Annotated in this window: 23 protein-coding genes and 1 tRNA gene; 16 read left to right on the forward strand and 8 right to left on the reverse strand. The window is 44.1% G+C overall.

Features of this window, described 5'->3' with window-relative positions:
- Window positions 1–185 precede the first annotated feature (185 nt).
- On the forward strand, window positions 186–1,148 hold the full coding sequence (locus VIC_RS01635; protein ID WP_038510084.1) for an OmpA family protein: 963 nt from the start codon (window positions 186–188) through the stop codon (window positions 1,146–1,148).
- A 53-nt stretch (window positions 1,149–1,201) separates the two neighbouring features.
- On the opposite strand, the gene VIC_RS01640 is transcribed toward VIC_RS01635, so the two are convergent.
- On the reverse strand, window positions 1,202–1,708 hold the full coding sequence (locus tag VIC_RS01640; RefSeq protein ID WP_006957402.1) for a hypothetical protein: 507 nt from the start codon (window positions 1,706–1,708) through the stop codon (window positions 1,202–1,204).
- A gap of 215 nt (window positions 1,709–1,923) precedes the next feature.
- Between VIC_RS01640 and VIC_RS01645 the strand changes: the two genes are divergently transcribed.
- From VIC_RS01645 to VIC_RS01660, 4 genes are all read left to right on the forward strand, one after another.
- Window positions 1,924–2,313 carry a glycine zipper family protein gene (locus VIC_RS01645; RefSeq protein WP_006957403.1) on the forward strand — a complete coding sequence of 130 codons (390 nt, stop codon included), beginning with the start codon at window positions 1,924–1,926 and terminating at the stop codon, window positions 2,311–2,313.
- A gap of 108 nt (window positions 2,314–2,421) precedes the next feature.
- Entirely contained in the window at window positions 2,422–4,077 is a 1,656-nt protein-coding gene (locus tag VIC_RS01650; RefSeq protein WP_006957404.1) for a phosphoethanolamine transferase, read from the forward strand.
- 98 nt (window positions 4,078–4,175) lie between these two features.
- Window positions 4,176–4,712, forward strand: a complete 537-nt coding sequence (locus tag VIC_RS01655; RefSeq protein WP_006957405.1) for a GNAT family N-acetyltransferase — start codon at window positions 4,176–4,178, stop codon at window positions 4,710–4,712.
- A gap of 171 nt (window positions 4,713–4,883) precedes the next feature.
- The gene (locus VIC_RS01660; protein ID WP_006957406.1) at window positions 4,884–5,660 is read left to right on the forward strand and encodes a class I SAM-dependent methyltransferase; all 777 of its coding nucleotides are present in this window, start codon (window positions 4,884–4,886) and stop codon (window positions 5,658–5,660) included.
- 78 nt (window positions 5,661–5,738) lie between these two features.
- Here the strand turns inward: VIC_RS01660 and VIC_RS01665 are convergent, their stop codons facing one another.
- The 4 genes from VIC_RS01665 to VIC_RS01680 all read right to left on the reverse strand — a co-directional run bounded on the left by VIC_RS01665 (window position 5,739) and on the right by VIC_RS01680 (window position 8,819).
- On the reverse strand, window positions 5,739–6,560 hold the full coding sequence (locus tag VIC_RS01665; protein WP_006957407.1) for a VUT family protein: 822 nt from the start codon (window positions 6,558–6,560) through the stop codon (window positions 5,739–5,741).
- The gene (locus VIC_RS01670) at window positions 6,529–7,080 is read right to left on the reverse strand and encodes a helix-turn-helix domain-containing protein (protein WP_006957408.1); all 552 of its coding nucleotides are present in this window, start codon (window positions 7,078–7,080) and stop codon (window positions 6,529–6,531) included. The genes VIC_RS01665 and VIC_RS01670 overlap by 32 nt, the downstream gene beginning before the upstream one ends.
- Window positions 7,081–7,556: 476 nt before the next feature.
- Window positions 7,557–7,633 (reverse strand) — tRNA-Arg (locus VIC_RS01675).
- Window positions 7,634–7,685: 52 nt separating this feature from the next.
- Window positions 7,686–8,819: a flagellar assembly protein FlgT gene (locus tag VIC_RS01680; RefSeq protein WP_039951160.1), complete on the reverse strand. Its 1,134-nt coding sequence runs from the start codon at window positions 8,817–8,819 to the stop codon at window positions 7,686–7,688.
- A 164-nt stretch (window positions 8,820–8,983) separates the two neighbouring features.
- Here VIC_RS01680 and VIC_RS01685 point away from each other — a divergent pair, with 164 nt between their 5' ends.
- Together VIC_RS01685 and flgP are read left to right on the forward strand one after the other, a co-directional pair.
- A complete protein-coding gene (locus tag VIC_RS01685; RefSeq protein ID WP_019274762.1) occupies window positions 8,984–9,619 on the forward strand; it encodes a FlgO family outer membrane protein in 636 nt (211 codons plus the stop codon).
- Between the two features lie 9 nt (window positions 9,620–9,628).
- Window positions 9,629–10,060, forward strand: a complete 432-nt coding sequence (gene flgP / locus VIC_RS01690) for a flagellar assembly lipoprotein FlgP (protein ID WP_006957411.1) — start codon at window positions 9,629–9,631, stop codon at window positions 10,058–10,060.
- Window positions 10,061–10,125: 65 nt separating this feature from the next.
- Here the strand turns inward: flgP and VIC_RS01695 are convergent, their stop codons facing one another.
- The 3 genes from VIC_RS01695 to flgA all read right to left on the reverse strand — a co-directional run bounded on the left by VIC_RS01695 (window position 10,126) and on the right by flgA (window position 11,707).
- On the reverse strand, window positions 10,126–10,551 hold the full coding sequence (locus VIC_RS01695) for a flagella synthesis protein FlgN (RefSeq protein ID WP_006957412.1): 426 nt from the start codon (window positions 10,549–10,551) through the stop codon (window positions 10,126–10,128).
- 12 nt (window positions 10,552–10,563) lie between these two features.
- The gene (gene flgM, locus VIC_RS01700) at window positions 10,564–10,878 is read right to left on the reverse strand and encodes a flagellar biosynthesis anti-sigma factor FlgM (RefSeq protein WP_006957413.1); all 315 of its coding nucleotides are present in this window, start codon (window positions 10,876–10,878) and stop codon (window positions 10,564–10,566) included.
- 82 nt (window positions 10,879–10,960) lie between these two features.
- On the reverse strand, window positions 10,961–11,707 hold the full coding sequence (gene flgA / locus VIC_RS01705) for a flagellar basal body P-ring formation chaperone FlgA (protein WP_006957414.1): 747 nt from the start codon (window positions 11,705–11,707) through the stop codon (window positions 10,961–10,963).
- An 81-nt stretch (window positions 11,708–11,788) separates the two neighbouring features.
- On the opposite strand from flgA, the gene VIC_RS01710 reads away from it, so the two are divergent.
- The 9 genes from VIC_RS01710 (at window position 11,789) to flgH (ending at window position 19,231) form a co-directional block, all read left to right on the forward strand.
- On the forward strand, window positions 11,789–12,715 hold the full coding sequence (locus VIC_RS01710; RefSeq protein ID WP_006957415.1) for a chemotaxis protein CheV: 927 nt from the start codon (window positions 11,789–11,791) through the stop codon (window positions 12,713–12,715).
- Window positions 12,716–12,725: 10 nt separating this feature from the next.
- Window positions 12,726–13,553, forward strand: coding sequence for a protein-glutamate O-methyltransferase (locus tag VIC_RS01715; RefSeq protein WP_006957416.1), 828 nt, complete (start codon window positions 12,726–12,728; stop codon window positions 13,551–13,553).
- 220 nt (window positions 13,554–13,773) lie between these two features.
- Window positions 13,774–14,172, forward strand: coding sequence for a flagellar basal body rod protein FlgB (gene flgB / locus VIC_RS01720; protein WP_006957417.1), 399 nt, complete (start codon window positions 13,774–13,776; stop codon window positions 14,170–14,172).
- Window positions 14,173–14,589: a flagellar basal body rod protein FlgC gene (gene flgC / locus VIC_RS01725; RefSeq protein WP_006957418.1), complete on the forward strand. Its 417-nt coding sequence runs from the start codon at window positions 14,173–14,175 to the stop codon at window positions 14,587–14,589.
- Between the two features lie 16 nt (window positions 14,590–14,605).
- On the forward strand, window positions 14,606–15,319 hold the full coding sequence (gene flgD, locus VIC_RS01730; RefSeq protein ID WP_019274764.1) for a flagellar hook assembly protein FlgD: 714 nt from the start codon (window positions 14,606–14,608) through the stop codon (window positions 15,317–15,319).
- A gap of 28 nt (window positions 15,320–15,347) precedes the next feature.
- Window positions 15,348–16,652, forward strand: coding sequence for a flagellar hook protein FlgE (gene flgE, locus VIC_RS01735; RefSeq protein WP_006957420.1), 1,305 nt, complete (start codon window positions 15,348–15,350; stop codon window positions 16,650–16,652).
- A 215-nt stretch (window positions 16,653–16,867) separates the two neighbouring features.
- Window positions 16,868–17,617 carry a flagellar basal body rod protein FlgF gene (locus VIC_RS01740; RefSeq protein ID WP_006957421.1) on the forward strand — a complete coding sequence of 250 codons (750 nt, stop codon included), beginning with the start codon at window positions 16,868–16,870 and terminating at the stop codon, window positions 17,615–17,617.
- A 21-nt stretch (window positions 17,618–17,638) separates the two neighbouring features.
- Window positions 17,639–18,427 (forward strand): flagellar basal-body rod protein FlgG, encoded by a 789-nt coding sequence (gene flgG, locus VIC_RS01745; protein ID WP_006957422.1) that lies wholly within the window; start codon window positions 17,639–17,641, stop codon window positions 18,425–18,427.
- Between the two features lie 24 nt (window positions 18,428–18,451).
- The gene (flgH, locus tag VIC_RS01750) at window positions 18,452–19,231 is read left to right on the forward strand and encodes a flagellar basal body L-ring protein FlgH (RefSeq protein WP_006957423.1); all 780 of its coding nucleotides are present in this window, start codon (window positions 18,452–18,454) and stop codon (window positions 19,229–19,231) included.
- Window positions 19,232–19,249: the final 18 nt, after the last annotated feature.

The raw sequence follows: 19,249 nt of genomic DNA on the forward strand, positions 1-19,249 counted from the left end.
CTTTGTCATATTTATGAGAAAGTTACTTGCTAGTATGCAAAAGGTGAAATTAATCCATAAACCGATTTGTACATTCTATGGGTCAGGGTGTACTGTTAATGTGGCCATACTGTAACTAGATGATTGTTATCGTGTTGGTTGTCAGTTATAACGCGCGTGCGTTGTCGGTATATAAGGAAAAAACAATGAAAAAATTAGCAGCGGTAATTTCCACCACACTTCTTCTTGCTTCCACATCTGCAAATGCTCAGTTTTATCTTGGTGCTAAAGCGGGTGCATCTTGGCTCAATGATTCATGCTCGACTGGCCCTTGTGATGATAACTCCTGGGCGCTAGGTTCATTTGCAGGTTACGAGTTCAATGACATGATTAGTCTTGAGCTGGGCCTTGATACACTGGGGGAAACCACTGGTTATGGTTACACAGATGCAGGTTTGAGTTCTTACTCTCTTGCACCGCGATTCACCATGCCGCTTTCACAAAAGTTTGATGCGTTTGCTAAAGTTGGTGGTGCCTATGTGGAATACGGAAACAAAGATGATAGCTCTCTTCTTGGTGCTTTAGGTGTCACCTATGCCTTTATGCCTACCATCGATTTCCAACTTGAGTATCAGCGTTTAACTGACATCAACATTGATACACATCGCTTTAAAGGCAACGCTTTAACACTAGGTTTTATTGCTAAGTTTGGTGGCAGTGATGAGCCTGCGGCACAACCTGTACAAGAAGAGTTAATGGTTGAGGAAGTAGTTGAAGAAGAAGTGGTTGTTGAACCTATCGTGAAAACGTTTGAGACCAAAGTTGTTGACTCTAGCAGCTTCGCTTTAAATAGCGCAGAGTTGAAACCAGAAAGCAAAGCGATGCTAGCTGAGTTGGTCGCGTTTATGACGGAATTCCCGCAATCTACGGTTGAAGTTGTTGGTTACACTGACTCTAGTGGTGCTGCGTCATACAACCAGAAACTGTCCGAGCGACGTGCTCAATCAGTGGCTGATGCGCTAGAAGAGCAGGGAATTGATGCTTCTCGAATCAGTGCTCGTGGTGAAGGGGAAAATAACCCAATCGCTTCTAATGAAACACAGCAAGGGCGTGAACAGAATCGTCGTGTAGAAATCATGGTGCCAGCGTTTGAGTATCAAGCTCAATAACTAATTGATGTTCTTATTAATGACAACGCCTCGAATGAAAATTCGGGGTGTTTTTATTTGAGGTCAATACTGTTTAGTCTTCCCATGAATTCGAGAATTTCTAGGTTGTCTTTATTGGCTTCCAGTAACGCTTTCTTAGTTTTGGTGTATGCAGCCAATCTACCGTGCTTTTTGATTGAACATACGACGCTTTGATAGATTAGCTTGCCGCTTTTGTCGTAAGTTCGCCAAGCAGCAATATAGCATTCATCTTTCGCGTCAGGATTGGTTTTGGTTGGGCGTGGTTTAAAGATGATCTTAGGTTCTACAGAGTGAGGCAAACGGGTCATTAAGTAAGGGTCTTTGAGCAACTTACGCCAAAATTTCCCCCACATTTCACTTCCAAGCTCGTTACGAAGTTTAATTGCCTTCTGCAGCCCTTTCTTCTCACCGATACGAACATAACCCACAGAACGGTGCAGCACCGTGTCATCAGGTGTATGGATGTGGATTTTAAAAGCGGTTTTGGCTTTAGATATAAAGCGATGACCAGTGTTGGTGGTCAAGTTACTTTTCTTCATTAAATTCTTATGAATAATTTTATTAATAACTATTTTAGTTGAATGTCAGCAATTGTTGAAGCCCCGATTTTTCTCTCACGAACTAGCTCGAGTAGTCCCTTCTCGTTTCATTGATATGCGCATGACATAGGCTGACATTCCATTACTCAAGTACGACAGAATTCGATAATAAAACACTGTACATTTGATCTCAGATTTATGAGGGAGTATTTGAAATGTTGAGAACATTTTCTGTGATAGCGCTGTCTGCCGGCTTGACAGCATGTGCTTACAACCAAAAACCCGTAGTGGATATGGCTGGTGTCGATCAGCAGCAATACGATGCCGATTTTACGTATTGCCAAGGGTACGCTGAGCAAGTCGACAAAGGAGAAGCGGCGAAAACCGAAGCAACAAACGGTGCAGTATCAGGCGCTGTCATTGGAGCCGTGGCTGGCGTTATTCAGGATGGTGTCGGAGGCGCGGTTGTTGGTGCTGCGGCTGGTGGCGCTGTCGGCGCGAGTGCTGGGGCTTTGGGTGGCGCTAATGACTCGACGAAAACTCAGTCTTTGGTCTTACGTAAGTGCTTAGCCAACAAAGGTTATACCGTGTATGACCTTGAGTGATTGCTTTTAAAGGCATCACAAGAGTATGACGCTAAGCAATGCAAGTTCTGTGCGAGTAGCGCAGCGACGCGTTGCTCCCTGTCCGGTTAACACAAATGATGTAATGCTATGAACGGATTGAATACTGATAGGTCGAAAGGCATCAGCTATGCCATTTTTACCGCCTTACTTGCACTGTACTTTACCGTTGTCGTTAATTTACCGTTTTACAAAGAGTTGCACACGATATACAGCCACTCAGATACTGTAAATATTGGCTTCTTGCTGTCTATTCCTCTGTTTCTGTGGGCATCTCTGAACTTTCTGTTTAGTCTTTTTAGTTGGCCGTATCTGACTAAGCCTTTCTTCATTGTACTGCTGATTTGCTCAAGTATTGTCAGCTATGCCGGATACAATTATGGGGTGTTATTCGACCTGTCGATGATGGCTAACCTGTTTGAGACCAATCAAAGTGAAGCACTTTCTTATATCAGCGTTTACTCTGTTGGGTGGGTCGCTGTGATGGGCGGGCTTCCAGCACTGGCCGTCGCTAAAATTAGATTTAAATCGCCTCACCCATTGGGTTTGATCCAAAGCAAGTTGCTTTCGATGGTGATCTCTATTGTTGTGGTGACGGGTGTTGTTGGGTTGTACTATCAGAATTATGTTTCCGTTGGTCGCAATCATCATACGTTGAATCGAGTGTTGATTCCGACCGAGTTTTTTTCCAGCCTCTCTCGTTATATTAAAAGGCATTACTTTGTCGTTCCAGTGAAATACCACCAGTTGGGGTTGGACGCACAACAATCTGCCGAGGCTTTAGAAGCTGCCAAGTCTAAACCAACGTTAGTGGTATTTATGGTCGGTGAAACAGCGCGAGCACAAAACTACCAATTGAACGGCTATAACCGGGAAACCAATCCTTACACTCGGGATATGGGCGTGATTTCGTTCCAAGATGTGAGTTCATGTGGCACCGCGACTGCAGTATCGGTCCCCTGTATGTTTTCTAATATGGATCGATATCACTTTGATCGCCAACTCGCTGATAATCAAGATAACGTCTTAGACATTCTAAAGCGGGCGGGAGTCGATGTGCTTTGGCGTGATAATGATGGTGGTGATAAGCAGGTAGCCAAAAATGTTGCTAAGGAAGAGATAGCGCATGCACCGACCGATCCGCAATGCAATGGAACTACGTGCTATGACATGGCGTTGCTTGAGAATTTTGAACAACATGTCGATTCCCTTAAAGGTAACCGAATGATGGTGATGCATTTGATTGGCAGTCATGGCCCGACTTACTTTCAACGTTATCCGAAAGACAGAGCAATGTATTTTCCTGATTGTGAACGCTCCGACATCGAAAACTGCACACCAGAGCAAATCATCAACTCCTACGACAACAGCATCCTTTATACCGATTACGTCGTGAGTCAGACGATAGGCAAACTGGAAGCACTGCAGGAACAATTCAACACGGCGCTCATCTATGTTTCCGACCACGGAGAGTCGCTGGGTGAAGAAGGCATCTACTTACATGGCTTACCTTATAGCCTTGCCCCAAACTTTCAAAAACGAGTGCCTTTCTTGTTGTGGATGTCGCCAGGTTTCAAGCAAGTGAAACACATTAATACGCGTTGCCTTCAGCAAGAGGCTCAACAAACGGGTATCTACTCTCACGACAATGTCTTTCATTCGCTGCTTGGGATGATGGACGTAGCGACACAAGAGTATCAGAGCAAACTTGATATTTTCAGTGCGTGTCGGGTTGAGAATAATTAATCCCACGCGGGAAAAAAGTTCGTGAGTAATTCTTGACCTGTCTAAAGCTTCACACTTTATGATGCGTTCATCTTGAAAGAGAAGAAGGAAAAAGATCTATGCATTATTCGTTGTATCACCCGAGTCAGGCTGAAGAGATCAAGCAACTATTTTTAAACACTTTCAGCGATTCGGAGGGGGAAAGTGAGGGGCTGCTTGTATCGAATCTAGCGTTTGACTTGATGAAAAATACCGAAGCCTCCAAGGTTGAGGTCTATGTCGCTACAGAAGAAAGCCGCATTGTTGGGTGTATCTTGCTGTCAACAATGAACTTTGACTCTAAGGCGAGTGCGTATTTATTGTCTCCGGTCGCTATTGCTACCCAGTATCAGGGCAAGGGCATTGGTCAGGCATTAATAGGTTACGCCTTGAAAGAGCTTAAAGAGAAAGGCGTCGAATTGGTAATGACTTATGGTGATCCAAACTTTTATTCTAAAGTGGGCTTTCAACAGGTGGAGACATCCATCATTGCATCGCCGTACCCATTTACTCAACCGCAAGGCTGGCTTGCAAATTCACTCAATGGTAATGCTTTTGACACTGTTTTAGGTAAGCCTGTTTGTGTCGAAGTGTTCAATCATCCCGATCTTTGGTAGTTGAGATTCATCAGACGCTGAGTGTTGGAAGCGCTTTTATTAAGGCTTTACGTTCTCACCTATTTTATTGTGTAAATGCCAGATAAGAAGCGTGGTATTTGACGTGTATCTTACAGTTACTCAGTGGCTTTTGAATTATCATCTTGCGCCTGAAACAGAGATGAGTGCGTTATGAATTACAACAAAGAATACCATCGCAATGGAATCGTACAGTTTGATGCCGCTAAAGAGTTGATTCGACTTTTACCCACTAAGGTTGGGCGTTTGCTTGATGTCGGATGTGGCTCAGGTAAAGTCGCTCACTTGATACACGATCACTCATCACCTCAAACCATGGTGGCGATAGATGTGTCGTCGGAAATGCTCGAACAGGCACTACACCTTTACCCTGACAGCCCGATTGACTTCGTGCATGCAGACATTGTTGATTATGCCTCTGAGGAAGGGTTTGATGTCATCACATCGAATTCCTCTTTTCAGTGGTATCAAGACTATGATGCCGCATTGTCGGCAATTAGAACGGCCCTGAAACCAGATGGTATGTTTGTGCTTCAGACTCCTTATAAACAAGACTGGTGTCCACAGGTCTCAAACCTAATGAGTGAGTTTTTTCGAGACTTTTACCCTCAACTTGGGCGAGACTTTCGCATGGTCTGTATGCACTTAGAGCATGAGAGGGAATACCGTGAAATGTTTGAGTCGAGAGGTTTTAGTGTGATTTCAATGATGCCAAAAGAGTTTGAATATTCTTTTAGTGGGGAGGAATTCAGACAGTTCTTCATGTCAGGGGCATATAAAGTGTATACCTCGGAGAAAAGCTACTCTCTACCGATACCGCCAGCGTTTGCTGCTGATCTAGAAAATTTTATCGATAAGACGGTACGCAGTCAGCAATGTATCGAGGTGAGTATTTCTAGGATATTGGCTTGCTTTGGTCGTGATGACTAGATCAGATAGCATAGGTAAGTCATGAACAATAAAAAGCTCGGACAACAGTCCGAGCTTTTTGGTTTTGAAGAAGGCTAATTAAGCATAGTTGGAGTTTTCATCTAACTCAGAAGAGTCATTTTGTTTCTTTGCTTTTAGAATGTTGTAAGTAAACACTAAAGCATAAAGTACAGGAATTAGTGCCACAGCATAGCCGACTTTAAATAAATAATTATCAGCAATCTTTTGTAATAGTGTTAATGATGTTGATGAATTAAAGAATAATCCGATCCAAATAACAGTATATAATGCTTGGCCAATAGTACTTGAAATAATAGAACGTGCCCAAATTGGCGCTTTATGCAACTTCATACTGAGTTTTCTGAAAATAAAGTTGTTAGCTTGGTCAGCAGCAAGAATACACAGGCTATTAATCAGGTATAAATATATAAGTGGCTCGAATACCTCTTTATAAGGAGATTTAATATCAAAGGTAAAAAAGGTAACCGCGATTAATCCAGAGGCGAGTGCACACATTCCTGCGCCAAAATAGGTTGTCGATTTAGCATACTCGTATCTAAGTGTTGCGTTGATCGTATCGAGGACTAGGAAGGTTAATGGGAATATTAAAATACCAGCAGGCTGCCAGGTGCCGAATATTTCAACACTATGCGGCGACATAGGAATCGCAACTAAGAGAGAGGCGAGATAAAGCGCGGTAAGGAACCCATACCATTTAATATCAAATTTGGTAATAGGATCCATCGCGTGGATCAAATCTCGATGCTCTTTTTTGAAAAATACAACCAGTCCTTTGTTGATAAGCCCTCTAGCTGGTGAGCTTAAAACATAGTCATTGTCTTCGTTTGTGTAATATATTAAGCCATTTTCAACCTTCAACAAGTTTAAGCTTCTTGTCATTGATATGTTCCTTACTTATTTTTGTTATAACCTTGCCAATTGGAATATAGTCTTTTTCAGGTTCATGAGGATACCAAGCTAAGTTGATAAAATTGTCAACTCTAAACAGCTCTATAATATCTTCACCGTTCTGAAATAAATAATTTCCAGCACCAAGCTTCTTAGTGCTGACTATATTTATAGATTCATCATTGTAAATGAGTTTGTGGAACTTGGATATTGGCATACCAGTTTCAAAAAAACCAATCTTTTGAAGCTTTGAGTTAACAATTCCTTCGACATCATAATCACGTTCGTAGGTACCAGTGCGCTCAACACCGGTCATCAGCCATTCGTAGGATACATTAAGTGTCTTCGCTATTTGGGTCATGTTCTTATGTGGGTTTTTAATTTTGTTATTAAGAAGCTTGCTCATATAGCCTCTTTCAATACCCACTTTCCTAGATAGCTCAGCTGCAGAAACGCCTTTAACAAAAAGAATTTCTTTTAACCGCCCGCCAATAGTGGTGACATCTTTCAATATGCTTCTCCGAGTCGTTTTTTATGAACTGTTACACAGTATGAGATTATTTTTTGTTGAAAAAAGTTTCACGTTTGACAACAAATTGATGCATATATTACACTTTTTTCCATCGAGAAGCTCAAGTGTCAGTGAGCACTTCTTGTAGGACAATGCTTAGATTGAGATCTAAGCACTCATTTCTCATGGCTAAACTGGTTTTAGGTATGGGTTATGTGCTCTGACGATTGTTCGAACTTGCCACTTTAGCCAGGTGGCATTATTGGAATCCGCCTAATGAACACCTTGGTATGGAACCAATGTTAATTATCCTTGTTTCAACACTCTTCTTGTTGGACCTCTTCCCTGATTGGGAAGAGGTTTTTTATTGCTTTACAGAGAAGTTGTCGTAATGGATGGAATAGACAGGCGAGAGATAAAATTATAGATACAAAAAAGCCAGACCTACTTACGTTAGATCTGGCTTGTATATGATGTGGCGCTCCCGACAGGATTCGAACCTGTGACCTATCCCTTAGGAGGGGATCGCGCTATCCAGCTGTGCCACGGGAGCTTGGGTTCATCATACTGAATTAAAACAGGATGTTAAACCTTAACTCACTGATTTAAAGCATCTTGTGCATAACATCGCCAATTTGAATGCTGCCTGCAAGCTCAGGCTGATCAACGGTAAGCTCCGCTTCGTTTTCATACACTCGAGACACGGTGAGAGTAATGTCTGATTCTGTCACCTTATTACGCGGCAAACCACGTTGATCGATAAAGGAACCTGTGTGCCAAAGTTTGAGTTTATCGCCTTGCTGAACGCCGTGGATACGGCCTAAATCCATGGTAAGGACATTGTTCCACTTTGAAATGATCTCTGGGAGTGTGATCTTACATGACACTTCTGACTCCAGATCTAACATGATGTTACGGCTGACACGGAGCATCATGTCACCGTATGTTGACGCCCAGAAGCGGGCACTTTTCGTATCCACTTGGCTGGTTTTGGGGAATGGCCAACGCGCAACTTCACGATAATTGCGGTTATAAACTTCATTACCTGTTTTTCCATCAAATACGGTCATCTCTAGTGCAAACTGACGGTTGATGATGTCATCTCTTAACAGCTTCTGTTCAATAGTGGCAGTTAAGTCGGTGATGACGCCACCAATGATATATTGAGCGCCGGTGTCTTGCGCGATCATTTTGAGGCGTTCAGGGTAACGTTGGCTGATCTCATAGTCTGTGGTGCCAACAGAGACAAAGTTGGCTGATTGCTGGTCAAGTTGGCGATTAATTACCATAGCAAAATCGTCCCCCACACTATAAATCTGGCCCATTACTGCTTGTTGAGGTGACTCTACATCGATATTGCCGACCAAAAACGTTTTCTTGTACTGGCTGACATGGCAACCCGTTGCCGATGGGTAGATATCAATACGCGCTTTGACAAACATGACGCCACTGCGGACTTTCTGCTCATCGACCAAGATATAGCGAACTTCGGTATTGCTGAATTGGTACTCTTTACGCTCACTTTCGAGTAGCGGCCTCAAGTTGGAAATGCTGCCGATATCGGCGCCAGAAAAGCTGACGGCTTTATAAATAGCATCTTCCAATGCATGAATACGAGCGACTTCTTCAGAGGAAACCACAGTGGCGGTTCCGGTCACTTCATACCATCCGGCAGACGCTATACTCGCGTACAGCGAGGCGTAAATGGTTGAAATCAGGACAAGAAGCGATTTTTTCATATTCATCTTCCAAGTTGGTTCATTTTTTGCTTGTTCTATCTTAGCTGATTTAGGCATTGCCGTTCTGAATGGTTGCAGATTTAGAAAAGCAAAGACTGTTCCACTTTTTATGAGAGATAGGAAATGGAACCAATCAGTGCCTAATATGTATCGGAGATTAGAGAATGAAAAGATGGCTAACGCTAGTGCCAGTGGTGTTTCTCACCGCTTGTGCCTATGCCCCAATATACAACGGTAAAGAACCGTACCCAGGCTCCCAGTTTATGCTGATGGAGAGTCCGCGTCATACTCTTGACTTCTTTATTGAGAGTATGACTGAAGATCTGATGATCTCGAACACCAGTGTGTCTGCGCGGACACCAATTGCCGTCACCTCTTTTGTTGATCTACAAAATATGGACGCGACGAACTGGTTGGGTAATTCGGTATCAGAAGGGTTCATTCACCAATTCCAACGCCGTGGCTTTAAAGTGGTTGATTACAAAACGACGGGATCTATCCAAGTGACGCAGCAAGGAGACTTCGCCTTCAGTCGTGACTGGAAAGATTTATCTCAGGAGCAAGATATCCAATATGTCCTGACAGGGACCATGCTTCGTCAAGAAGGCGGTGTTTTGGTTAACGCTCGTGTCGTCGGTATGCAGTCACGTGTGGTCGTTGCCACTGCTCAAGGTTTCTTACCTGCGGATCGAATTGGCCGTGACCTAGACACACTTAACAGTATCCGAACTGAAGATGGCGTTTTGATTCGCTCAGACCCTACAATAAGACAACCTTACACGGTTATTCTGCGTCCATAGGGAGTTGAGATGAAGAAGTTATTTTTACTGGCGGTTGCGTTGATTATGGTTGGCTGCCAACCTTTGCAGAATATGCGCCCAGATGATTGGTTAACAGCGGTTGGCTATGCCAATATCAGTGAGCAGAAAGGCCGCACAGATGAAGAGCGTCAGGTGCGAGCGATGCGCGCCTCTAAGATTGATGCCTATCGAGAACTGGCTGAGCAAGTATATGGTATGCGAGTGAGCGGACGTGCAGATTTACAGGATCAACGTTTAGGGACTGAACTAACCTCAGGTGCTGTAGATGGTGTCATTCGTGGTGCTGAAGTGGTGCGCAGTTACAAAGTGGGCGACAGTTACGTTACTGAATTGCGTTTGGACATCAAGAAGATGAACAAGCTCCGTGATTATGGTGAAGTGCAGGTCGTTCCGGAAAAACGCCAACAAACTCTTTTCTAAATTTCTCTCTAAATCTTCGATCAAAAAAAGCGGCAATCATTGCCGCTTTTTTGTTTTCAGGTTGGTTAGGCTTTGATATTAGTGCCTAAGGTAGTGACATTCTTGGTTTGACCCTCTGCTGTGTATGTCATACCCAGTTTGCCCTGAGTTTGTTGCATTAGGTTATTCAGCTTATTGAAGCTTAATTGTGCGCGTTGCAAAGCTTCACCGTTTACTGCATTCGCTTGTTGGCAATCATGGACGATAGAACGAATTTGATCGACTAGAGGGCTCAACTCTGGATCATTGGTCAAAGTCGCCACATCGGGATGCTGGCTAATACGTTGGTCAGTCTGTTGAAGCTGGTTAATTAAAGTGAGTTTTTCTTTGGCAAGCTGTTCGATTTCTTTAGCGACCCTGCTAGCGATCGCAGCTTTCTCTTTCTCTAACAGCAATGAAAGATCTGTTGCGCTTTTGAGTTGGAACTCAACTAAACTGCTTAGGGCTGCCATGACAGAAACTCGTTACTCGAAACCACCAAGTTCTTTCTCGAACTTGATCATATTATCAGCCAGCTTTTGCGGGTCAACGCTGTAAGAGCCATTTGCAATAGCTTCTTTGATAGCGGCAACTTTTGCTTGGTCAAAGCTTGGCTGGCTAGCAAGTTGGGTATGCATTTCACCGACTGCCTTACCTTGTTTACTTAAGGATACAGAGTCTTGTGCAACTTCTGACTTCTTTGCTGAATCAGTTGCAGAAGGGCTATTTTCATTACGCGCTGTGCTTCTTGTCGACGTTGTTACCGTCTGCCCAGAGCGTATGTTATCAATGCCTGCCATATGTGTGAGCCTTTCGTGTTTAGAATCTTATGTTGTCAATATCGACTAGAGTAGGGATTACTTTAGGCTTTTTTTAAATTGATCAGAAAATAACCGTCACTTCCGAGATCCCTGTGACTCTCCCTTCAATTATACGGTTGGATTTTGTATTTTTCACTCTTATCTGTTCACCATGTGACCCATCTGTGAGGGCTGTGCCCTTAGTTGTGATGGTCATACCAGACTTTACGGCTTTGATTGTGACCGTTTCATTGCGGCAAACTACGCATATATCATTGCTTTCAATAACTTCGCCAGCACGCAGGTTTTTCTTTGTTTTTGCGCCAATTACGGCATCAATGTTGGAAAAGCCTTGCCGCCTGAAGCGTTGCAAGTCTACCATATTAATAGTGACATCTTGTCGTGAGATAATCTGGCCTCGGCTAAGCGGCCCAACGAGCGTAACTTGAGGGCCAGAGCGCGTCAGTCTGACAGGAACATATAATTTCCAGTTATCTTCGCTACACTCTACTAACACAGTGATGTTACTGGCGTTGGGGTTGGTAGAGGAGGAAGAGGCGTCTAAATTGCTTGGGCAATCGGTGGCAAAGACACGGCTATCAATATTTGCCGCTCTTGCCTCTAACGTACCGCCTGTAGGCCATTCGATGGTCGATAAGACGTACTCTTCTGCTGCTTGTTGAATACTGATAATTTGCTCAGGCGTGGCTGATGTTGCTGAAAAACTAAAGAAAAAGCATAAAAAGACGATAGACTTATAAAAGTTTTTATAGAAAGCTCTACAATTAGTTATGGAAAATGAGCATAAGTGTGATTTTGAGTATGTCATTCTATTTCTCTAATAGTTTTACATGGCCGTTAGTAGACTACCATTTTTTTTAGCATGAAAGTTTGAGATGGAGATGAGCTTATGTCGGGTATTCTTGATTCGGTGAATCAGCGTACGCAACTCGTCGGTCAAAACCGATTGGAACTCCTAACGTTTCGTCTGATGGGGCGACAACGTTATGGAATTAACGTATTTAAAGTAAAAGAGGTACTTCAGTGCCCTAAGCTTACTTCAATGCCAAACTTGCACCACCTAGTCAAAGGGGTGGCTCATATCCGTGGCCACACTGTTTCAGTTATTGATTTAAGTTTAGCTGTTGGCGGCCGTCCGACTACTGACGTTGAAAAAGCTTTTGTTGTGATCGCTGAATTTAACCGTACGATTCAGGCTTTCCTTGTAACGTCCGTAGAGCGTATCATCAACATGCATTGGGAAGCGATCCTGCCACCACCTGAAGGTGCTGGTAAATCCAACTATTTGACTGCTGTCACCAACATTGATAATGAGCTCGTCGAAATTCTTGATGTAGAAAAGATCCTTGCAGAAATCGCGCCAGTGGATGAAACAATGGACGCTTCAATCGGTGAGGAGATAGCCCAGGTTGAATCAGAGAAAGAGATAGTTCGCCGTATTTTGATAGCTGACGATTCAACGGTAGCGCGTAAGCAGGTTGAACGTGCAATTACATCACTGGGTTTTGAAGCGATTGCTGTTATTGATGGTAAGCAAGCTTATGAGAAGCTGGTAGAAATGGCAGCAGAAGGTAGTATCTATGACCAGATTTCTTTGGTTATCTCAGATATCGAGATGCCTGAAATGGATGGCTATACCTTAACAGCAGAAATAAGGCGTAACCCTGATCTTAAAGATCTTTATGTTATTCTCCATTCATCACTCAGTGGTGTATTTAACCAAGCGATGGTCGAACGTGTGGGAGCCAACTCCTTTATTGCGAAATTCAACCCTGATGAACTTGGTAATGCAGTGAAGACTGCGCTTACTGAATAAAGAGAAGTAAATGACAGCGATAACTATAAGCGATCAAGAGTATCGTGATTTCAGCCGTTTCTTAGAATCTCAATGTGGCATCGTACTAGGTGACAGTAAACAGTACTTAGTGAGGAGCCGGTTAAGCCCTCTTGTGACAAAGTTTAAGCTCAGCTCTTTGTCCGATCTGCTACGAGATGTTGTCACTGGCCGTAACCGAGAGTTACGTGTTGCCGCTGTTGATGCTATGACAACCAACGAAACACTGTGGTTTCGTGATACTTACCCGTTTGAAGTCCTTGCTAATAAATTATTGCCGGAAGCGGCGGCAAACAAACGACCAATAAAAATTTGGTCAGCGGCAAGTTCTTCTGGTCAGGAGCCGTATTCTATGGCAATGACCATTCTCGAAACCCAACAGCGTAAACCAGGAATGTTGCCGAGCGTATCTGTAACGGCAACGGATATTTCCGCAAGTATGTTGGATATGTGCCGTGCAGGTGTTTACGATAATCTTGCCTTAGGGCGTGGTTTGTCTCCTGAACGTCGTCGCAATTTCTTTGAAGATGCTGGCGATGGCCGGATGAAAGTTAAAGACAATGTTAAGCGTCTAGTTAATTTCCGCCCTCAAAATCTAATGGACAGCTACGCTTTGCTCGGCAAGTTTGACATCATTTTCTGTCGTAACGTATTGATTTATTTCTCTCCGGACATGAAATCACAGGTTTTAAATCAGATGGCTAACAGTTTAAACCCTGGTGGATACCTACTACTTGGGGCGTCTGAGTCTTTAACTGGGCTAACTGACCGTTTCGAGATGGTCCGATGTAACCCAGGTATTATTTATAAACTTAAATAAGCCGAATCCATTTAACTCAAGCCCAGCTACTCGCTGGGCTTTTTCGTATTTGGATTATTTCTCTATACTTACAATGACATTCCATTGCTCCACAATTTCACATTTTGGCGTGGTAATTGCTGATGAGCTTATAACAAAGAAATTACGATTCAATTAAAGTTGGTACGCTAATTGCTTTGTTATTCAGTAGTAACGGTCAGTTCTTTATGTAGAGGTTAACATGGCTATATCTTTCGACAATGCATTAGGTATCCACCAATACACGGTGGGCGTACGTGAGCGCAATGCTGAGGTGATTTCCACCAACATTGCTCAAGCGAACACTCCTGGCTACAAATCGAAAGGCATGGACTTCCAAAAGGCATTGCAGGCGGCAACATCGGGGGCAAGCATTGGGCTTAGTCGTACCGACAGTCGGCATATTCCTGCCTCTACGCAAGTGACAGGGGAAGTGCTTTATCGACTTCCGACTCAACCTGACACCGGTGATGGCAACACGGTGGATGTAGATTTAGAGCGTAACTTGTTTATGCAAAATCAAATCAGACACCAGGCATCACTTGACTTCTTAGGAAGTAAATTCAAGAACTTAACTAAAGCATTAAAGGGGAGTAACTAGATGAGCTTGTTTAACGTTTTCAATGTAACTGGTTCTGCCATGAGCGCTGAATCTGTTCGTCTAAATACCACCTCAAGCAACTTGGCAAATGCCGACAGTGTCTCTAGCTCTGCGAAAGATACTTATAAAGCTCGCCATGCTGTGTTTGGTGCTGAGTTAAGTAAGGCTAAGTACGGTCGAGACCATACGGTGCCGGTACAAGTGTTAGGGATAGTTGAAAGTGATAAACCGCTTGATGCGGAGTACAACCCAGAGCACCCACTCGCAAATGACGATGGCTATATCTACAAGCCAAACGTTAATGTGATGGAAGAAATGGCTAATATGATTTCTGCTTCTCGTTCATACCAAACGAATGTTCAAGTAGCAGATGCAAGCAAACAAATGCTGCTGCGTACGCTGCAGATGGGTCAATAAGGATAGGAGGTAACATATGGCCGGGGGCATTAATAATAATGTTGGTCAGAGTGGCTTGTCCTATGTTGACCAGCTTAAACAACTTCAGGACAAGAATAAGCCTGATGAAACAACAGGTAAGCAGGATCTTAAACAAGAAGACTTCTTATCGTTGCTCACCAAGCAGCTTGCCCAGCAAGACCCGTTTAAGCCGGTTAGCAATGACCAGATGATTGCTCAGATGGCGTCGTTTGCGACGGTAGATGGCATCGGCAAAATGAACAATCAGTTTGAAACACTGAATGCGTCGATGACTTCTAACCAAGCACTTCAGGCATCATCACTTGTTGGTCGAGACGTATTAGTCCCGGGTGCAGCAGGGGTGAAGGCTGATGATGGCTCCATGGCTGCTATGGTCAAACTACCTCAATCTGTTGATAACCTGATGGTGCGAGTAGAAGATCAAATGGGGCAGCTGATCCGTACCTTCGATGTCGGTTCTAAACCTGCAGGTGACAACCGCGTTGAGTGGGATGGTAAAGATCAAAACGGTAATCCATTGCCGGCTGGCAAATACAATGTGAAAGCATCAGGTTTGTTGGACGGGCAGGCGAAAGATTTTGAAGTTTCGACTTACGCTAACGTAAATAGCGTATTGCTTGGTAAAGGTGATGGTAACGTACTACTCAATCTGGCTGGCTTTGAGTCGCCAGTTCGACTTGCTGAAGTACTAGAAGTTGGCAAAGCGTAATCACGCTGGCTAGATAGGAGATTTTGGAATGTCTTATGTTGCATTAAGCGGCTTGTCCGCAGCTCAGTTAGATCTGAACACAACCAGTAACAACATTGCGAACGCGAACACATATGGCTTTAAAGAGTCCCGTGCCGAGTTTGGTGATGTTTACTCTAATTCACTGTTCACCCATGCTAAGACCACGCCTGGTCAGGGTGTACAAGCCGCTAAGGTTGCACAGCAATTCCATGAAGGTTCAAGTATTTATACCAATAACCCAATGGATTTGCGTGTCTCTGGTACTGGCTTCTTTGCTGTTGCTAAAGATCGTCTGGCACCAACGACCAACGAGTTGACACGTAATGGCGCGTTTCACCTGAACAAAGATAACTACATGACAACAGCGAATGATGAGTTCCTGTTAGGTTATCAGGTCAACAAAGACACGGGCGATGTACTGTCTTACGAGCCTTCACCAATTAATATCCCGAAAGAGTTTGGTAAACCTAAGCAGACTTCGAATATTGATGTAGGCGTTAACTTGCCTGCTGGTGGGGAGTTGAAAGACCCTGCATTGTTTGATTTTTCTGATCCGGAAACCTACAACCGTTCAACGTCTTCGACTATCTATGACTCCATGGGTCAGTCGTACAAGTTGACGACTTACTACTTGAAAGATCAGAACCAAGCCAATACTTGGCAAACGTATTACACCGTTACTGATAGCGCTGGTGAGAAGCCAATCAACATAGTTGGTGGTGATGCAACGGCGCCTACGGGTCATGTTGGTCACACTATGCGATTCAATAATGATGGTACGTTAGCAAGCCTGAACAACGGTCAGAATATTGTTTCTGAGCCACTTGGTACAGGTGCAACCCCAGTAGAGCTAAATGGTGCGGATGTCAACCAAGCGCTATCATTCGGCCTGCAGGATGCGACACAGTTTGCCGCTCCATTTGAATTAACCAAGTTTGATGAAGATGGTGCAACGACTGGCTTCCTGACCAAAGTTGATTTCGATGAGAACGGTAGCGTGCTTGGCACTTATTCGAATGGTGAGAACATTATCTTAGGTCGAGTTGCATTAGTCCGAGTGCCTAATGAGCAAGGTCTGGATAAGAAAGGTGGTACTCAGTGGGATTCAACTCAGTTCTCTGGCAACAAGATTTGGGGCGAATCAAACAAGGGCTCCTTTGGTACGATTTCGAGTGGTGTGCTTGAGCAAGCCAACATCGATATGACACAGGAGCTGGTGGATCTTATCTCTGCTCAACGTAACTTCCAAGCGAACTCACGTTCTCTGGAAGTGCACAACCAAACTCAACAGAACATCCTGCAGATTCGTTAATCACGGTTCTGAGAGTTTAAAGACATTCCGCAATCATCTGAATAGCAGGCTAGTGGCAACAACCAGCTTGCTATTATTGCCACCTATGGCAATTCTTTTCATCTATTACTCTTCATGATACAAAATCACTAGTTAACTTGTTGATAATTAACGGTATATAAAACTGGCACACCATTTGCTTTAATTGATCTGAATTGTGATTATTGGAGCAAATTATGGATCGTGCACTGTTTCTCGCTATGAGTGGCGCAAAGCAGAATATGCAGGCTATGCAGCTTAGAGCGAACAACCTAGCAAACGTCAGTACCACGGGTTTCCGTGCTGATTTGGCGCAAGCCCGTTCTATGCAAGCATACGGTGATGGCATGCCAAGCCGCGTATTCAGCATGACAGAGCGTCCGGGCCATAATTTCCAGCAGGGTAGTGTGATTACTACTGGGCGGGACTTAGACGTCACCATTCAAGATCAAGGTTGGATCTCTGTTCTTGATAACACAGGCAAAGAAGGCCTTACTCGCAACGGCAACATGAAAGTTGATGTCAATGGCATGCTTACCACGGGGAATGGCAACTTAGTCTTAGGAGAGACTGGGGCGCCAATTACGATACCTATCCCAATCAGCAAAATTGAAGTTGGCACTGACGGTACGATTTCTGTAGTCCCTCAGGGCGCGCCAGCCGATGCGATAGAAATCGTCGATCGAATCAAGCTCACTAGCACTAATAATCAATCACTATACAAAGATGTTAACGGGTTATTCCGTTCCAAAGATCCTAATGCCGCATACGAGATGGATGCCGGCGTCAAACTGCTGACCGGTGCGCTGGAGGGCAGTAACGTCAATGCAATTGGCGAAATGACCAATCTGATTGACCTTCAGCGTCAGTTCGAGATGCAGGTCAAGATGATGAGCACGGCAGAAGAAATGGACAAAGCGTCTGACTCTTTGCTTCGTATGAGCTAACCAGATTATTAGGAGAGAGATATGCATCCTGCATTATGGGTAAGTAAAACGGGTTTGGATGCCCAACAAACCAATATTTCTACGATTTCAAATAACCTGGCGAACGCGTCAACGGTTGGTTATAAAAAGAGCCGTGCGGTATTTGAAGATCTGTTTTATCAGAACATTAATCAGCCGGGTGGTCAGTCTTCACAAAACACCGAGTTACCAAGTGGTTTGATGTTGGGTGCGGGTTCTAAAGTGGTCGCAACTCAAAAGGTTCACACTCAAGGTAATACTCAAACGACCAATAACAGTCTTGACATGATGATTGAAGGTGATGGCTTCTTCCAGATCCTAATGCCAGACGGCAACATTGGTTACAGCCGCAACGGCCAATTTACTGTTAACGATGAAGGTGTCGTGGTGACTTCAGGTGCTGGTTATCCACTAGAGCCAGAAATCGCCATCCCTGAAGATGCAATCAGCATTACGATTGGTACGGACGGTGAAGTGTCAGTGCGTGTTCGTGGCCAACAAGATAATCAGGTCGTAGGGCAAATTGCGACCGTGGATTTTGTTAACCCAGGTGGCCTTGAGCCAATCGGGCAAAACTTGTACTTACCAACTGGTGCTAGTGGCGATCCTCAAGAAGGTGTTCCTGGCTTTGATGGGTTTGGTGACATTCGTCAATCCATGTTGGAAACCTCTAACGTGAATGTGACGGAAGAGCTAGTCAACATGATCGAAGCGCAGCGTGTATACGAAATGAATTCTAAAGTCATCTCTGCCGTCGACAAGATGATGAGCTTCGTTAACCAGCAACTATAAGCCTGGAATATTGAGGAATTGCTAATGAATCGCTTACTGACCATTTTGGCTATTGCCCTGTTATCGGGCTGTTCGATGCTTGAAGCGCCAATTGAAACATCCGATGTTGTTCAGGGTACGACTACGGTAGATGCTGTTGAAGGGGATAAGTCTCAAGACGAAAGTTCAGGCATCGTTGATACGCTTCGCGGCAGAACCGATCCGGTTGCAGGTGATCCCGCTTGGGCGCCAATTCACCCCAAGCATCAGCCAGAGCACTATGCGGCAGAGACAGGGTCTCTATTCAATACGGTTCAAGCAAGCAGTCTTTACGATGATTCCAAGCCGCGTGGTGTAGGTGACATCATCACCGTAACTTTGGATGAAAATACTAAGGCAGCCAAAAGCTCGGATGCGGATCTGTCGAAAAACAACGACGCATCAATGGACCCGCTTGAAGTTGGTGGTCAACAGCTTAACATTGGCGATTACAACTTCTCATACAATTTAAGTAACGATAACAAATTCAGTGGTAGCGCAGCGGCCAACCAGAGTAACAGCATTTCTGGCTCGATTACTGTTGAAGTGGTTGAAGTACTGGCCAATGGCAATCTTGTGATTCGAGGTGAGAAATGGTTAACGCTCAATACGGGGGATGAGTATATCCGCTTAAGCGGCACGATCCGTCCAGATGATATCTCTTATGAGAATACAATTGCGTCAAACCGCATATCAAACGCAAGAATTCGCTACTCAGGCACAGGTACTCAACAAGATATGCAAGAGCCGGGATTCTTGGCACGATTCTTTAATGTGGCTTTATAAAGCCATCTGAAGTCGAAG

This window comes from Vibrio coralliilyticus ATCC BAA-450 (genome assembly GCF_000176135.1).
Lineage (GTDB): Bacteria > Pseudomonadota > Gammaproteobacteria > Enterobacterales > Vibrionaceae > Vibrio > Vibrio coralliilyticus.

Excerpts from the sequence above, each read along its gene's own strand:
- flgP (WP_006957411.1), top strand. The coding sequence starts at position 9,629 with ATGAAGAAGTTATTTTTACTGGCGGTTGCGTTGATTATGGTTGGCTGC.
- VIC_RS01655 (WP_006957405.1), top strand. The coding sequence starts at position 4,176 with ATGCATTATTCGTTGTATCACCCGAGTCAGGCTGAAGAGATCAAGCAA.
- VIC_RS01715 (WP_006957416.1), top strand. The coding sequence starts at position 12,726 with ATGACAGCGATAACTATAAGCGATCAAGAGTATCGTGATTTCAGCCGT.
- VIC_RS01640 (WP_006957402.1), bottom strand. The coding sequence starts at position 1,708 with ATGAAGAAAAGTAACTTGACCACCAACACTGGTCATCGCTTTATATCT.
- flgB (WP_006957417.1), top strand. The coding sequence starts at position 13,774 with ATGGCTATATCTTTCGACAATGCATTAGGTATCCACCAATACACGGTG.
- VIC_RS01635 (WP_038510084.1), top strand. The coding sequence starts at position 186 with ATGAAAAAATTAGCAGCGGTAATTTCCACCACACTTCTTCTTGCTTCC.
- VIC_RS01680 (WP_039951160.1), bottom strand. The coding sequence starts at position 8,819 with ATGAAAAAATCGCTTCTTGTCCTGATTTCAACCATTTACGCCTCGCTG.
- flgH (WP_006957423.1), top strand. The coding sequence starts at position 18,452 with ATGAATCGCTTACTGACCATTTTGGCTATTGCCCTGTTATCGGGCTGT.
- flgM (WP_006957413.1), bottom strand. The coding sequence starts at position 10,878 with ATGGCAGGCATTGATAACATACGCTCTGGGCAGACGGTAACAACGTCG.
- flgG (WP_006957422.1), top strand. The coding sequence starts at position 17,639 with ATGCATCCTGCATTATGGGTAAGTAAAACGGGTTTGGATGCCCAACAA.
- flgA (WP_006957414.1), bottom strand. The coding sequence starts at position 11,707 with ATGACATACTCAAAATCACACTTATGCTCATTTTCCATAACTAATTGT.
- flgE (WP_006957420.1), top strand. The coding sequence starts at position 15,348 with ATGTCTTATGTTGCATTAAGCGGCTTGTCCGCAGCTCAGTTAGATCTG.
- VIC_RS01695 (WP_006957412.1), bottom strand. The coding sequence starts at position 10,551 with ATGGCAGCCCTAAGCAGTTTAGTTGAGTTCCAACTCAAAAGCGCAACA.
- VIC_RS01645 (WP_006957403.1), top strand. The coding sequence starts at position 1,924 with ATGTTGAGAACATTTTCTGTGATAGCGCTGTCTGCCGGCTTGACAGCA.
- VIC_RS01665 (WP_006957407.1), bottom strand. The coding sequence starts at position 6,560 with ATGACAAGAAGCTTAAACTTGTTGAAGGTTGAAAATGGCTTAATATAT.
- VIC_RS01660 (WP_006957406.1), top strand. The coding sequence starts at position 4,884 with ATGAATTACAACAAAGAATACCATCGCAATGGAATCGTACAGTTTGAT.
- flgD (WP_019274764.1), top strand. The coding sequence starts at position 14,606 with ATGGCCGGGGGCATTAATAATAATGTTGGTCAGAGTGGCTTGTCCTAT.
- VIC_RS01710 (WP_006957415.1), top strand. The coding sequence starts at position 11,789 with ATGTCGGGTATTCTTGATTCGGTGAATCAGCGTACGCAACTCGTCGGT.
- VIC_RS01650 (WP_006957404.1), top strand. The coding sequence starts at position 2,422 with ATGAACGGATTGAATACTGATAGGTCGAAAGGCATCAGCTATGCCATT.
- flgC (WP_006957418.1), top strand. The coding sequence starts at position 14,173 with ATGAGCTTGTTTAACGTTTTCAATGTAACTGGTTCTGCCATGAGCGCT.
- VIC_RS01740 (WP_006957421.1), top strand. The coding sequence starts at position 16,868 with ATGGATCGTGCACTGTTTCTCGCTATGAGTGGCGCAAAGCAGAATATG.
- VIC_RS01685 (WP_019274762.1), top strand. The coding sequence starts at position 8,984 with ATGAAAAGATGGCTAACGCTAGTGCCAGTGGTGTTTCTCACCGCTTGT.